This is a genomic window from Acetobacter cibinongensis (genome assembly GCF_000963925.1).
GTDB classification, from domain to species: Bacteria; Pseudomonadota; Alphaproteobacteria; order Acetobacterales; family Acetobacteraceae; genus Acetobacter; species Acetobacter cibinongensis.
In genome coordinates this window covers 1-13,013 of sequence record NZ_BAMV01000013.1, presented here as the reverse complement: position 1 = coordinate 13,013, position 13,013 = coordinate 1, and the positions used below count along the sequence as shown (strand labels likewise).

Annotated in this window: 14 protein-coding genes; 3 read left to right on the top strand and 11 right to left on the bottom strand. The window is 48.0% G+C overall.

Annotated features, from left to right (window positions below; translation table 11 throughout):
* Positions 1 to 56 precede the first annotated feature (56 nt).
* Both Abci_RS08065 and Abci_RS08060 read right to left on the bottom strand, forming a co-directional pair.
* Positions 57 to 494 carry a hypothetical protein gene (locus Abci_RS08065; protein ID WP_146807063.1) on the bottom strand — a complete coding sequence of 146 codons (438 nt, stop codon included), beginning with the start codon at positions 492 to 494 and terminating at the stop codon, positions 57 to 59.
* 60 nt (positions 495 to 554) lie between these two features.
* Positions 555 to 860: a hypothetical protein gene (locus Abci_RS08060; protein ID WP_146807061.1), complete on the bottom strand. Its 306-nt coding sequence runs from the start codon at positions 858 to 860 to the stop codon at positions 555 to 557.
* 159 nt (positions 861 to 1,019) lie between these two features.
* Between Abci_RS08060 and Abci_RS08055 the strand changes: the two genes are divergently transcribed.
* The gene (locus Abci_RS08055; RefSeq protein WP_048838653.1) at positions 1,020 to 1,442 is read left to right on the top strand and encodes a hypothetical protein; all 423 of its coding nucleotides are present in this window, start codon (positions 1,020 to 1,022) and stop codon (positions 1,440 to 1,442) included.
* Between the two features lie 298 nt (positions 1,443 to 1,740).
* On the opposite strand, the gene Abci_RS08050 is transcribed toward Abci_RS08055, so the two are convergent.
* Positions 1,741 to 2,139, bottom strand: a complete 399-nt coding sequence (locus tag Abci_RS08050; RefSeq protein WP_048838657.1) for a DUF2442 domain-containing protein — start codon at positions 2,137 to 2,139, stop codon at positions 1,741 to 1,743.
* A 691-nt stretch (positions 2,140 to 2,830) separates the two neighbouring features.
* Here Abci_RS08050 and Abci_RS08045 point away from each other — a divergent pair.
* A complete protein-coding gene (locus tag Abci_RS08045) occupies positions 2,831 to 3,931 on the top strand; it encodes a replication initiator protein A (protein ID WP_048838652.1) in 1,101 nt (366 codons plus the stop codon).
* A gap of 55 nt (positions 3,932 to 3,986) precedes the next feature.
* Here the strand turns inward: Abci_RS08045 and Abci_RS08040 are convergent, their stop codons facing one another.
* The 3 genes from Abci_RS08040 to Abci_RS08030 all read right to left on the bottom strand — a co-directional run bounded on the left by Abci_RS08040 (position 3,987) and on the right by Abci_RS08030 (position 5,632).
* Positions 3,987 to 4,277, bottom strand: a complete 291-nt coding sequence (locus Abci_RS08040; RefSeq protein WP_048838651.1) for a ribbon-helix-helix domain-containing protein — start codon at positions 4,275 to 4,277, stop codon at positions 3,987 to 3,989.
* Complete coding sequence (gene parA, locus Abci_RS08035; RefSeq protein WP_048838650.1) at positions 4,274 to 4,927, bottom strand: ParA family partition ATPase; 654 nt, start codon at positions 4,925 to 4,927, stop codon at positions 4,274 to 4,276. The genes Abci_RS08040 and parA overlap by 4 nt, the downstream gene beginning before the upstream one ends.
* A 108-nt stretch (positions 4,928 to 5,035) precedes the next feature.
* Positions 5,036 to 5,632 (bottom strand): recombinase family protein, encoded by a 597-nt coding sequence (locus Abci_RS08030; RefSeq protein ID WP_048838649.1) that lies wholly within the window; start codon positions 5,630 to 5,632, stop codon positions 5,036 to 5,038.
* Positions 5,633 to 6,097: 465 nt separating this feature from the next.
* Between Abci_RS08030 and Abci_RS08025 the strand changes: the two genes are divergently transcribed.
* Positions 6,098 to 6,682, top strand: coding sequence for a hypothetical protein (locus Abci_RS08025; RefSeq protein WP_048838648.1), 585 nt, complete (start codon positions 6,098 to 6,100; stop codon positions 6,680 to 6,682).
* A gap of 143 nt (positions 6,683 to 6,825) precedes the next feature.
* On the opposite strand, the gene Abci_RS08020 is transcribed toward Abci_RS08025, so the two are convergent.
* The 5 genes from Abci_RS08020 to Abci_RS07995 form a co-directional block, all read right to left on the bottom strand.
* The gene (locus tag Abci_RS08020) at positions 6,826 to 7,641 is read right to left on the bottom strand and encodes a hypothetical protein (RefSeq protein WP_146807065.1); all 816 of its coding nucleotides are present in this window, start codon (positions 7,639 to 7,641) and stop codon (positions 6,826 to 6,828) included.
* A 532-nt stretch (positions 7,642 to 8,173) separates the two neighbouring features.
* On the bottom strand, positions 8,174 to 8,557 hold the full coding sequence (locus tag Abci_RS14160; RefSeq protein WP_244877620.1) for a helix-turn-helix domain-containing protein: 384 nt from the start codon (positions 8,555 to 8,557) through the stop codon (positions 8,174 to 8,176).
* 249 nt (positions 8,558 to 8,806) lie between these two features.
* Positions 8,807 to 10,456, bottom strand: coding sequence for an AlwI family type II restriction endonuclease (locus tag Abci_RS08005; protein WP_219810306.1), 1,650 nt, complete (start codon positions 10,454 to 10,456; stop codon positions 8,807 to 8,809).
* Positions 10,457 to 10,522: 66 nt separating this feature from the next.
* The gene (locus tag Abci_RS08000) at positions 10,523 to 10,969 is read right to left on the bottom strand and encodes a DUF7226 domain-containing protein (RefSeq protein WP_048838646.1); all 447 of its coding nucleotides are present in this window, start codon (positions 10,967 to 10,969) and stop codon (positions 10,523 to 10,525) included.
* A 2-nt stretch (positions 10,970 to 10,971) separates the two neighbouring features.
* Positions 10,972 to 12,915, bottom strand: a complete 1,944-nt coding sequence (locus Abci_RS07995) for a Dam family site-specific DNA-(adenine-N6)-methyltransferase (RefSeq protein WP_084597586.1) — start codon at positions 12,913 to 12,915, stop codon at positions 10,972 to 10,974.
* Between the last annotated feature and the right edge of the window lie 98 nt (positions 12,916 to 13,013).

The window sequence follows — 13,013 nt, the reverse complement described above, 5'->3', positions numbered from 1 at the left end:
TCTGCACCGCTTTAACATCCATATCCATAGCCTGCCTCATGCGGCACCGGACACCTTCATGCTTTGATCTTACCTGCCTTCTGCAATTTTTTAATGATTTCTATAGGGTCGGATTTTTCCAATTCGGCCTTGCGAGCCCGCCATACAGAAATCTTATCGTTTTGTGCTTCTTCTGATGCTGATTTCTGCTCTTTTTTTCCATTGACTGAGGACGATGATTTTCTCTGAGGTGATAAAGCCAAGGACGCGACCTGTTGGACCGATAGACCAGCTAGATGCGCCTTTTTTATCTGCTCTTTTTTGGCCCGCTTTCGTGCCCGATAGAGCAGATTGACGAAGGTAGCTTTGGTTACGGTCACACCATGTTTTGCACAAAACCATTCCCACACATCCTCTCGTGAGAGCCCACCGTACTGCTGACTTTCGATCTCTTTCAAAGAGGTCCGTACAAGTCCCGAAAGTGTACAACCTGTTTTGTTTTGGGATTTTGACACGACTGACGTTCTCCGGCGCTGATCATTCCCACCTAATAAAATGCTTTGCCACCTGTCCAGCTAATTTGCTTCTTTTTTGGTTGCGAATTGGTGTTTTTCTGCCTCCTGACTCATTTCCAATATTTTTATGGTTTCTTTACGCTTCTTTTTTGCTTCTTTTCTAGAATTTTTTCTAGTCCATAATGCTTCTTTTTTGGTTACAAACTGGTGTTTTTCTGGTTGTTTTTTGGTGGTTTTCGCTTTTTTCGGGTCTGCTCGCTCACGCTCGCTAAAAGAGGACGCTGTTTTCTGCATAAATGAGTGTGGGAAAGGTCTTTTTTCTGCGCTGTTCTGACAGTTTTTGCTCCTTAATCTGGCTATACACATGACGCAGTCCGCTGGACTGCATAACGCATTGAAAACAAAAGACTTTGTTCGATCTATACAGTTTGTGTGTCCGACACGTGTCGGGCATTTCATTGATTTTATGGCTATTTTCTGCGACAATACGTCCGACAAAATGATATCCATTGGACAGGAACCGTCATGCGCGAACGCAAATACACGGTGAGATTCACCGAAGATGAATCTGAATGGCTTCAGGAGGTTGCTCTTGATGGTAACGTGTCGGGCTATATTCGGGACACCGTTTTGAAACAGTCCAAAAGTGACCGCAAACTGGTCAGCATGAATGAAAGACTGGTGGACCTTCGTCAGGACATGAGGCTGGTTACAGACCTTCTGGATGACCTGAACCGGAAGGTTGCTACCAAACCCACAGCACCGGACGCGACCGGCTCACAGGAGCCGGATGGCATCCCGGACGAGCTGATGGCTATGGTGCTGGAAATCCTGCTTCTGACGCGTGCGAATTCAACCCGTCAGGATATCCGTATGGCACAGGGATCGGTTGAATACGCCAGATTGCCTGTGTGGGAAGGCAAGAAGCGCTCCTCAAAAACCGAATAATTTGTGCTCAGAAAGCTCTGGCAATAGCCCATGGTTGTAAATCGTGTTCCAATGAATGATGGTGGTTATCCTCACCATCGGGCCGCTTGGCCTACGAAATGGACAGGGGGGGGACAGATTCAGGCGTTCGGTCTGTGCAAGATCGAAGGCTACAAGATCAGAACCGACCAGAAAGGGACATGGTGCGTACCCACTTCCGGTAATGGCCTAGAATGGCCCATGACGCGCCCCTGACCGTTTCCAGCTATATTACCATGCTCACCGGCCTGTCTAACTCACAGTGATCAGCAACCGTATCTTACGCGACGTTTCTGGGCCGACCGCCTTTCGTACCATTCCGACGTGCGGCTGCCGCCTTTGCGGGACTGGCGGAAGATCCGCCCACACGTCCCATCTGTGCTGCCATCCAGCTTCGGGAACCGTAGATACCGTGGATGAGACCTTCGACCAGGACATCAGCATCAAGACGTGGCCAGTGAAGGCCATTCCCCAGTGGGGTGATCTCGATCTCAGCCAGATCATTCAGGGAAGCGCCGTGCAAATCCTGTAGCAGATCCACCGGCACGCTCATTTCAACACCGTTGGAGAGCGTGACATGAAGGGCGCGGCGCGCACGGATTAACCGTGCGGAGACCGCATGAGGAACTGTCGCTCTATGAAGCGCGTCTGCTTCTCCAAACTCGCCACCACACCTGATAGCGTCTGTACGGCCTTCCAGTGGCGTCTGACGGGCATACTGCGACACGTGAGCTGCTGAATGTTCGCCTGAACTACGGTATGCCTTGAGCAGATTACGGTCTTGCCCGGTTCTTCTGGTGTTGCAGGCGTCGGGCGAGCGCGGAGCGGGAGCCCCGTAGGGTGCCAAAGGCACCGACGCGGGGGAGGAGGATGCTGGTAGAGAGACGATGCGGGAACGCATCGTCAGATCATGACTTTGCGCCGTAGGCGTATCTGTTTAGCGCAGCCCTGAAAGGGCGAGCAGGGGGATGCCGGGTGGGAGGTCGTGCGAAGCACGATGGGGGCGGCCGTAGGCCGCGAGCCGGCGGGGGCGTAGCCCCCAAGAGGCGGGGCTTGGGTTCAATTTAGCTGGAAATTGCAAAGAATGAAAAGTTATCCACAGGAATAAGAGTGTTTAATAGGTGTTTAAGTAGTGTTACGGTTTTTCAGAGCCAAAACAACACACTGAATAATAACGATTTTATTGAAAGATTCCATCGTCTTGTGAATCCACTATGACGATAAACTGAATCCACTATGACGATAAACTGAATCTAATATGACGATAGAAAGTATGCGTAATTGAAATGACGATAAGCTCAGACTGAATCTAATATGACGATAATTGGCTTGCGTATGTGAAGTGACGATAGTAGCTATCTGTAATTGAAATGACGATAGAATCTTCTCCTTCCTTGTTCGACATTGCGCCTTCTTTGGCTATGGAAGGTGAGGATCGCACGCCCCTCCTGCCAGTCCGCCATCCAAATCAGGATCTATTCATCTGTGACGTACTCGATGCCATTCCCAAAGATGATATGGCGTCAATGGAGCATCCTGTTTTTTCGCTCTCGACCAAGCCTGACAACCGGATGCGACGCTATGAACACAATGGGAATATCATAGAGATCATCCCGTCTGGCAAAGGGCTGGCAACGATCCATGACAAGGATATTCTGATTTACTGCATCTCTCAGCTCGTTGCGAAAATGAATCACGGCGAACAACCAGGCCGAACACTCCGCCTTCAAGCTTATGACATGCTGGTCGCTACCAATCGTCAAACCAGCGGAGCAGGCTATAGGCTACTGACCGACGCATTGACACGCTTGCGCGGAACAACCGTGCGAACAAACATTCAAACAGGCGGCATTGAAGAAACGCGAATTTTCGGTTTGATCGAAGAAGCTAGAATCACTCGTAAGACGTTTGATGGCCGAATGCTTGATCTTGAAATCACCCTGTCAGATTGGGTCTATCGTTCAGTCATCAGCAAGAACGTCCTAACACTTCACCGAGACTATTTCCGACTTCGTAAACCGTTCGAACGACGCATGTACGAACTAGCCCGCAAACACTGCGGTATGAAAGATGAATGGAAGATCGGATTAGAACTGCTGCAAAAAAAATGTGGCTCAAATAGCCCGCTTCGCGTATTTCGATCCTTGGTTAAGAAAGTTTGTGCGCATGACACCAGCCATGCTCATTTTCCTGACTATGCCATCACAATGGCCGACGACATCATTCTGTTTCGCAACCGTTTGAGCCTTAAAATAAAGGCCGATGTTATCGTCCCTGTCAGGGATGCTCCCTACATTGATCCTGAAACCATGCATGACGCTAAAACCGTTGCGCCAGGATATGACATTTATGCTCTCCATGACGAATGGGTTTCATGGTGGCACGACATGGGGAAACCCGAGCTTAAAAGCCCTGCCGGAGCCTTTATTGGCTTTTGCAAAAAACGGCACGAGCGCAGCCCAATACGCTGATTCCAGCACACGCCAGCATGTGTGTACGCGCTTGCATGCAAACATGTACACATGCTTACTTGCCCACAGGACTTTCTCCCATCTTGCGTAGCCAGTCGTTAAACGCATCGGCCATCGCATCTTGTAAACTCATCCCATGCTTTCTAGCGGTCATATGCATGGCAAATGACATTTCCGGGCTAAAATAGCCCGTCATGGCTTTCTTGCCCTGACGGCTCGGCGCAACCTCCTTGCTGTGTGTGCCAACAACATTGGTGGCAGCAACCTTGCTTTCTGATGTGGCTACAACTGGCGATATTGCGGAATCACGGTCCCGCAACGACAGTAGAGACCCCTTCCGGCTCATGCACTAGCTCTCCGCTTTCTTGATGATTGCATGTTTACATGCTTGCATGTCCACTTGTAAAGCAGCCTTACCTCATCAGATGCCTTGCTTTTTGGCTCTATTTCCATTGCTGTTTTCCCTTCCGCCGCAGCATGACGAAAAACTGCACGATCAGCGATAATATATCGACATGCGTTCAGCCCGTAGCTTTCTACGAGTTGCGTGGCCTCCTCATACATACGCGGAGCGGTCGGACTTCCTGCTGTAAAAACGACAAAGGCTGGTTTGCCACGCATTTTTATAAGGCTGGCAGTAGTTTTAATCGCTGCCAAATCGAATGCACTCGGCCGACATGGAATTAACACCAAATCAGCAACTTCAACGGCAGCACTCGCCGCACTATCCGCGTGAGGCGGAGTATCAATCACTATGAACTCAGCCCCCTGACTCATTGCCTGTTCGATCTTAGCCGCGAGGCGCGGCGGAGCACTGTCAATCACAACTGGCGGAACATCCTTACGCCATGCGGCCCATTGGCTCGCAGTCGCCTGCGGGTCCACATCAATCACCAATGCCGTATGGCCAGCATCTTCAGCCGCAGCCGCCAGATGCAAGGCCAGAGTGGTTTTCCCAGCCCCACCCTTCTGGCTGATAATCGCTATTGTTGGCATGTGAACGTCCTTACATGACCGCATGTTTGCATGTGGTCATACGCGATAACCTACTAGACCGGCAATAGAGAACGACAGAAAGCAACCCATATTCAACGGTCGATAAACTCACCTTTCCCTCTGCACAATGGCAGCAACAGTGTTCTTGCTGATTCCCAGATCGCGGGCGATCCATCGATAACTCCGCTTTTCAGCCACCAGCGCCAGAACCTTCGGAGCCAGACGATCAGACTTCGGCCGCTGTCCTTTCTGTCGGCCGAGAACCTTCCCGCGCGCCCTGGCAGCGGCCAGACCGGACTTCACCCGCTCGCTGATCAGATCCCGCTCAAACTCCGCGATCCCGGCCAGAACCGTCGCCAACATTCGTCCATGTGGCGTAGCCAGGTCGAACGTCATCCCCGTTATGGCGATCAGGGAAACACGATAGCTCTCCAGCTCCTGAAGCGTGGAGATGAGATCAATGGTCGAACGCCCCCAGCGGGACAGCTCCGTCACCAGGATGGCATCAATTTCACGGGCCTGGGCCAGTACCATGACCTTTCGACGCTCGGCCCGATCCACCCGGACGCCAGAGCCGGTCTCCATGAAAACGTCCAGCACTTCATAGCCCGCGCGTTCAGCAAACCGCTTCAACTCGTCCTTCTGGCGCGCGCAGGACTGATCGGCTGTGGAAACCCGGCAATAGATGACCGCACGCTGTCCCATTTGAACCCTCCCGGAAAAACCACCATGCAGCCGTTGATACACCGTGGCTCCGGGTTGTCCCAATATGACTATAGTCTGATTGGGGCCAAACTAATTTGAATGGAAGAAATGTGGGGGGCAGAAGGTCCGGTTTGGAGCATTCAGACATCTTTTTAGCCATGCGTTCAGCTACATGTGACAATTTCTGTGCTCATTTTTAGGAACCAAGGCGTCCAGAAAACTAGGGGCTACTCAATCAAACCCCAGGACCAAACACCCGGCACTCGATAAATTTTGCATCGCGTGCGAATTTCATGTAGGAATGGGATAGGTAGTTGTGGCCTTGGTTTTGAGCGACCTCAAACACAAATGAAAGCGTGATTACTAGACTAACTTTCTTATGGCCCGTTCAGACTTTTCTGATCAAGCGCATTTCCCGGTTTAAACGCTCAAACGGCTCGCGCACTTTGATGGAAAGCGACAAGCATGGACCAGAACGACGGAAACTTCGACTTTACTAAACAGGCCGCTGATTACCTGCGCAAGGTAAGTAAGGACGATGGCTTATGTTCCAATATAAGGTCAAGCCACGCTCATATGCTCGTAGCTGCCGCCCTTGGATATAATTCCCGGAAGGCAATGCTGGATGACCCCAAAGGCCCGTATACAAAGAACCAGTGGCTGAGCCATACGGCAAAGCATGTTGAAAACATTCGAGCTACAATCCTGAGAATGAAAGGTGCATGTGTTCGCCCAGAGCATGCACCTGAAATTGCCCGTATAATTCAGGATGGTTTAACTCCAGCGTGCTGCGAATGTGGCGAGCACAATATTGACAACTTACCTATAGGATACGTGGAGCAGGGAGATGATGCTGACTGGGTCTGTGCATCTTGTTCAGCGGACGACACCCAATACGGAACTTGCTACTGCTGTGGAGACCACGTGATTTACACCGTAGAGCAACTAGATGCTAAAGGGCTCTGCTCAGAGCATCATGGCGAATTCGACCTAGATCCAGAAGAAGAAGAAGACTACGAGAGCTATATTGAGTATCTTGAGATACACTAAATTCTCTTCTCTATAGCGAATGTAAGAATAGCTTTCTGCGTTTCTCTTCTAACTTATTGCTCGGAAGAGAAACGCAATAGTTCCGCGATTTTTTCCTGATCCGAATATCAAAAATTCGAATACCAAAAACAAACATTATATTTCTATCGGTAATATCTCTGTGAATCTTTTTTCCATTGGGAAACTTTACCTTCAGCTATAAGGTGAAACGGTAAGGTAGAATCTAGGTAGTCTAGATATTCGTTTAATTCTTTGAGAAATGTATCTCGTAATGGAATAACTGGCTGAGGGGTAAATTTTGAAAACCCACCCCCATCATTAGTTTGCCACCAGCGCCAAAGTGTCGAACGGAATGGTTCTTCTGTTTCGGGTGAAAACGCTCGTGCACTTTCATGTACAGAGACCCCATAAACAGGAGCTAAACTCTCAGTTTTATAAGCTTGAATAATTGGCGATCCAATAATTACTTGTTGAAAAATATCACTTGCTCCCTTCTGGGTTTTGCTCAGTTGAGTTGTAAGTGAAGTTCCGAAACAAACTGGTCCATATGCTATTCCCCCTCTAGCAAGAAATCTATCTGGGTGATTGCGTCTGGCAATAAAATTTCCAACTAGATATATAATCGATGATCTTAGAACATTAACAATTTCAGACTTTTTCTCACTAACGAAAAATACGCCGTCATTAATTGGCACGGTACGCAAATTGAGCCTGTGATCTTGCTGCGCCAAATGAACTGCAAGCTGAATGCGAGCAATTGCATTCGCCGCTTTATGGATGGAGATCGACATCATGTTACCAGCTCCCATCAAGTCAAGCCAAGCGACATAATAGTTTTTCGGTTTTTCTATTCCCTCTGTCGAAAAATTGAGTTTTTCACGAAGGCTTCTGGCTAGCAATCGAGCCCCATGTTCGGGTGAACTGCGTTCAACGTAAGGAAACGTTGGCTTTGTATTCACGATAGTATATCCTAATTTTCTAAATTAACTATATAATTGATGTGTTATTATCCGTTGAAAGAAAAAATCTTCTGCTAGCAGATCTCCCCGACGAGATAGAAGAATTCATCAGGGACAGACGCTATGACAGCAACCGGATCAGGTTATCGTTTGCAAAGCGCAATATCACTGCCTGTATTCCCCCAAAAAAGAACCGGAACTCAAAGCCATCTTACAACTGGCACCTGTATAAAAAGCGCCACTTTATCGAAAATTTGTTCGCAAATCTGAAAGACAGGCGATGTGAAGCGACCAGATAATATCTGCTACGCTCATATATTCATATTTGCAATCAAGATTCATCACTCTATCTCAAACAATGATTCCTGAACCTAACGATATTAGGATTTTACTAAACCAACCATCTTTGGATCATAAATAAAACCTTCAATACTTCCTCCAGATATTTTCTCCACTATTTGAGACACAATATTTATCGGAACCAAAAACCATTCTTTCGGCTGCACTTGGTGCCCGAACCGATCTTGAATCGTCAGATCAATCTGTGCTGGAGCCAGAACCCTACCCTCTGACGTTGCCGCGTCCGTTCGACTATGCCTAATCGGTAAGCGGTCTCTAAGGCCCGGATAACGGTTCTGACGCTACATCCCGCACGAGATGCAATACTCTCATGACTAGGGAATAATCCACGATGTCCCTGAAAGCAGGCGAGTGCCTGCAAGACAAGATGCGTTTTACCTGTGATCTGACGAGATTGTGTGAGTGTCCAGAGAGTAGAAGCAAAAGAGGTCACAACCAAAAGCCTTTCAAAAAAGGCGAGGCTTCCTCTCTCCTGCTGATCTAAGGCTTGAAACCGGCTTCGGTTATCCTTAGAATATAGCTTCGGACGCAACGGGTGTTCCACCACCTTTTGCATCAAATCCACCTCGCCGCGGAATAGCGAGTTTTTGAAGCCCTCGGAGTTAGTAGCTCCGAGGGCTTCGTCGTTTCAGGCATTATGTATCTGTGAAGATGAGTCTGGCAAGAGCATCACACGCCCAACAGCCTGAAGTTCATTAACCATTCACAGCCCACAGATGCATGGGCATAGTTCACGACCTCCTGACGTTTACGGCCATCGGCGTCTGTGATTGACTCGCACGCTCTTACTCATTTACTTAATTCCTTAATTTTGTAATGCGGCAATCTGGTGATTGAAGGTCTGTTGAATCTTACGCTTCCATTCTGGTGCTTCATGTTCTGGTCGTAAACCTCCGCACAAGTCGAGCAACTCACGGATTAAACTGACTTCAACTCGACCAGACACGAAAATGGCCTCAAAAAATTCTTTGAACTGCAAGAGAGTTACCGGAATGATATCCAAACGCATCTTGTCATCTGTAAGAGTGAACCAAACGCCGATACGGAATGTTTCGGCGGTGTTAGAATCAATACGATTTGCAATGAATAGTCCATACACAGGCTTGCCGGATTGCGCCCCATAGTGAGACACCAGATCCGCCACATGACGACGTACAGGTTCACCTTCAGCGGCTTCTTGTCGTGAGCTGTCTGTCAATGTGACCTCAACCACTATCACAAAATCATGAAACTCAAAGATCAAGTCAGGGCCATTCCCTGGCGCTGTACCAACCGGCAAAAAGTCTTGGTCAATCTTAAAGCGCCTTGCCTCATACGGCTTGTTTTCCAAGCTGTTTATAGCAAGGAAAGCACGCCATAGAACCCACTCAAAATAAGCGGGTGCTTCGGCCTTTGGCACTTCGATGTCTTCGCCATTTGATAGAGTCTTTTTACCTTTTCTGGTAATGATGAGCTCCATGTAGGCAGCGATTTCTTCCCACTCCGCCGCTTGTCGAGTTGCGTATTCTTCTTCGTTCCGCTCCGACAACATCCCTTCGATCTGGTGGCGAATGACTGCTATGTCTGCCGGAGTGTCTGTTGGCTTACCTGTCGCGTCAAATGAGATGCCGCGCTTTGCAAGCTGTCGCAACAAATCATCCAGCACGACCAGCGCTGAATCCTTGTTGTCAGTCGGTAGCTTTGCACCATTGCACAAGGTGATGAAATAAGAGCGGTCGGAGTCAGGAATCCCGGCATTCTGAATCAGCTCCTCAACAAAAACGTGCTTCTCTGGCACCAGAGAAAGACCACGTCCTTTACTTTGCACCAACCCTGTTGCCTTGAGATAGCGTAGATTGGTATCAGCGTAGTCATTGAATGTGCCCGCCGCGTATCCATACAGCCCGGCGGCGGCTTCGCGCTCCTGTCGGTCGAACTTACGTTTGTTGGGGGATACGAGTCGTCGTGCCCGTAACGCTAGCACCTGAGCAACGATGTCGGCTAGTGGTTTGTCACTATTGGTGAGCTGCACAACAATCGCCATTTCAACAAAGTTGAGACGACTTTCCCCAGTTTGCTTCTCCAACTCAAGCATAATGGCTAGCGTATGCCGCAGCGGTGAGAACACCGAAAAATCAAACTTCCGTTCTAATGCTGACGGGATATAATGCGCGGCCAGAGCCCGCAAAAAACATTCCTGCATCGCCGGCACAGTATCGGCACGAATCAGCCGCCAGCCATTCGGTGTAATCATGTCGATAGGACCGATTTCACTTTGCGGGATACCAGAGGCAGGCGGCACTTCTGGATAAAGGAAACCCAGCTTATTTAGTGCAGAGCGCCATTTACGCCCTACACTGTAGGTGTCATCGTCGCCAAGCTCAACAATGCCATGCTCGCCCAGCAAACAGCGGAAAGCACGTTCCTGTTCTTCTCCTCGCAAATTGCCTTGCAGTGATGACGTGGACAACGCCACCAGACCATCACGTAACCGAAAAGGGCTGCGGACGGTCGTGTTTCCTAAATGCCAAGGCCTCATTATTTAAATAAACCTTGTGGCCCGAAGATATTTTTCAAAAGTACTGAATCGCCTCTCCGCTGTATTCTCACTTCCTGGGTAGCGCTGAACAAACCAATCTTTAAGATCTGTTAAGCTTGGCTTTGGGTTTGCCCCCCCCAAATACTTAATAGCTTGTGAAAAAAGCTCCGTTCTGTGCATTATGTTAGCAATGAAATTTATCTTTGAACTATTATCTTCCAATGCAACAAAATTTTGCCCTTCAACCGTCAAGGTTGACAAGTTATTTTCATTAAATACAAGACCAAACTTTTCAGCCGCCAATCTATAATAACGCCCCTGTCTACCAGCAGAATCTACCCCAATAAACTTCTCTATCTCATCATCTGTTTTAAATCCCTTATCAACAGCAGACGGAACAAGGATTACCTTATAAATATCATCGGCTTGCAAAAAATCTGAAGTGTCCATTATTAATACCCTACAAAAATATATTCTTTAACGTCGTTTTTGTTATCGCCAATCTTGCTACCTTGGTTTCCAATGGAATATTTGTAATCAACTGGCACGACTTCGACGTGGCTTTTATGCTTCACCATGATAGCTACCATTTCGTCAAGGGTCGGCTGACTGTTGGACGAATAGGACACCACAAGCACGCTTTCGCGGAACCGCTTAAAAAGCATATCAAAGGCTTCCGCTGCGCCCTTGCGCGACGAAAACGGCGTGGGGTACGACTTGAATTTCTTGGTGATGGTGTGTTCTTGAATTTCCACGCCTTGCCAGTCACGGGCCAAGCCTTCAACAAAGTGATAGCGGCGCACATACTCGTTATCAGACAACGGGGAATAATAGGGTGGATCGATATAAACCAAGCCCGGTTTGCAGTTCTGCAATGTCATTGCATCGCCGTTGCGTGCCTTGTTTTGTCTGCCGTTGTTGAATACGGCAGCATTCACCATATCGACAGCCTCAAGAAATTGATTACGAAACGTCATTAACAAGTCTTTACGTCCGTCGTCATATCGATGACCAACATAGGTAAAAATACCGCGCGGGCGCTTTTTTAGACAAGCACGAATCAAAGCCGACATGGCAATAGCACGCTTATACGGGTTCTTCACGGTCTTGATGTTAGCTCGCACTATGTCGATCAGGCGGTTATCGTCATCACTGAAATACAGCCCTTGAAACTTGGTTTCTACAAAATGATCTGTTGACCTATTCGGCTCAAGCAACGCTAATGCCTCGGCTTGTCGCAAGGTAATTTCGTTGTTCTCAATCATCGCCTTGGCAAACGTTGCCGACATCGCCATATAGTCGTTACTTATCACGGTCTTACCGTGAGACTTAAACATATAGCTCACCACGCCAGACCCCGAAAATAGGTCTAGGGCAGTGTCAAATTCAAACTGAGAAGCAACCGCCCAGATTTCTGGTAGTAGTTTATTTTTTGACCCCATATAACGAGTTGAAGGGTATTGCATGGCCTGCTGGGGTAACAGAGCGGGAACTAGTCTCAGATTAAAACGCTGCTTTGGTGGAACAGTAACAATCACATCCTCGCCTGTTCGGCCTTTGCCGTTGCATGAGATGTACCGCTTTGTTTGCACCACTTCTACGGCGAACTTCCGATACTGCTCATGAACCAAAGGATGGTTTGAGTTTGTCAAAATCACATGACAACCTAGCTCATGTAGACGTTTAACCTCTGAGGCCAACTCGACGTGATCCTCTTCGTAAAATTGCTCCTTAGTGTAGCGCTTGAAGTCGGCATACTCAGAAACAGGAAGATAAGGCGGATCAAGAAAAATAAAGTCTCCCGGCCGCGCATTTTCTTGCAAAACTGTCTTATAGTCACCGCAAATTATGGTGGTTTTCCTGAGTAGCGCAGAAGCCGCTTTTAGCGCGTCTTCATCTATGATTTTGGGGTTCTTGTACCGTCCAAACGGTACATTGAATTTACCTGATTTATTGACCCGATAAAGACCGTTAAAACAGGTTCGGTTCAAAAAAATTGTCCGCGCTGCGGCCTCTGTGTTCGACAACTTGGTAACGTCCAATGCGCGGACGGTATAAAACATCTCTTCGGTGTTTTCATAAAATCGAAGCTGGGCAATCACACCGTCAACATCATCTGCCACAGAACGATAAAGATTAATCAATTCCGGGTTACTGTCAGCAATGATTCCGCCGGTTGGATGCACGGCAAAAAACACTGCACCGCCACCGAAAAAAGGTTCAATAAATCGTCCATATTTTTTTGGAATTTTAGGAATTATTTCTTCTAAAAGCTGCGTTTTTCCTCCCGCCCACTTCAACAATGGACGAGCCATATTTACAATATGTTCTCTTGTTATTTCCGATTCATGTGCAAGCACGTCGTCTTTAATTATTTTATTTTTTATAATGGTCATGTTTCCTGCCCATTTTCCTCTAAATTACCATTGACCCGCTGACACATTTTTTCGTTTCTTCCGTTCTGCACCGCTTTAACATCCATATCCATAGCCTG

What these genes read in the sequence shown, in the direction of transcription:
- Abci_RS08060 (WP_146807061.1), bottom strand. Translation starts at nt 860, where the DNA reads ATGTGTATAGCCAGATTAAGGAGCAAAAACTGTCAGAACAGCGCAGAA.
- Abci_RS08055 (WP_048838653.1), top strand. Translation starts at nt 1,020, where the DNA reads ATGCGCGAACGCAAATACACGGTGAGATTCACCGAAGATGAATCTGAA.
- Abci_RS08045 (WP_048838652.1), top strand. Translation starts at nt 2,831, where the DNA reads ATGACGATAGAATCTTCTCCTTCCTTGTTCGACATTGCGCCTTCTTTG.
- Abci_RS08040 (WP_048838651.1), bottom strand. Translation starts at nt 4,277, where the DNA reads ATGAGCCGGAAGGGGTCTCTACTGTCGTTGCGGGACCGTGATTCCGCA.
- parA (WP_048838650.1), bottom strand. Translation starts at nt 4,927, where the DNA reads ATGCCAACAATAGCGATTATCAGCCAGAAGGGTGGGGCTGGGAAAACC.
- Abci_RS08030 (WP_048838649.1), bottom strand. Translation starts at nt 5,632, where the DNA reads ATGGGACAGCGTGCGGTCATCTATTGCCGGGTTTCCACAGCCGATCAG.
- Abci_RS08025 (WP_048838648.1), top strand. Translation starts at nt 6,098, where the DNA reads ATGGACCAGAACGACGGAAACTTCGACTTTACTAAACAGGCCGCTGAT.
- Abci_RS14160 (WP_244877620.1), bottom strand. Translation starts at nt 8,557, where the DNA reads ATGCAAAAGGTGGTGGAACACCCGTTGCGTCCGAAGCTATATTCTAAG.
- Abci_RS08000 (WP_048838646.1), bottom strand. Translation starts at nt 10,969, where the DNA reads ATGGACACTTCAGATTTTTTGCAAGCCGATGATATTTATAAGGTAATC.
- Abci_RS07995 (WP_084597586.1), bottom strand. Translation starts at nt 12,915, where the DNA reads ATGACCATTATAAAAAATAAAATAATTAAAGACGACGTGCTTGCACAT.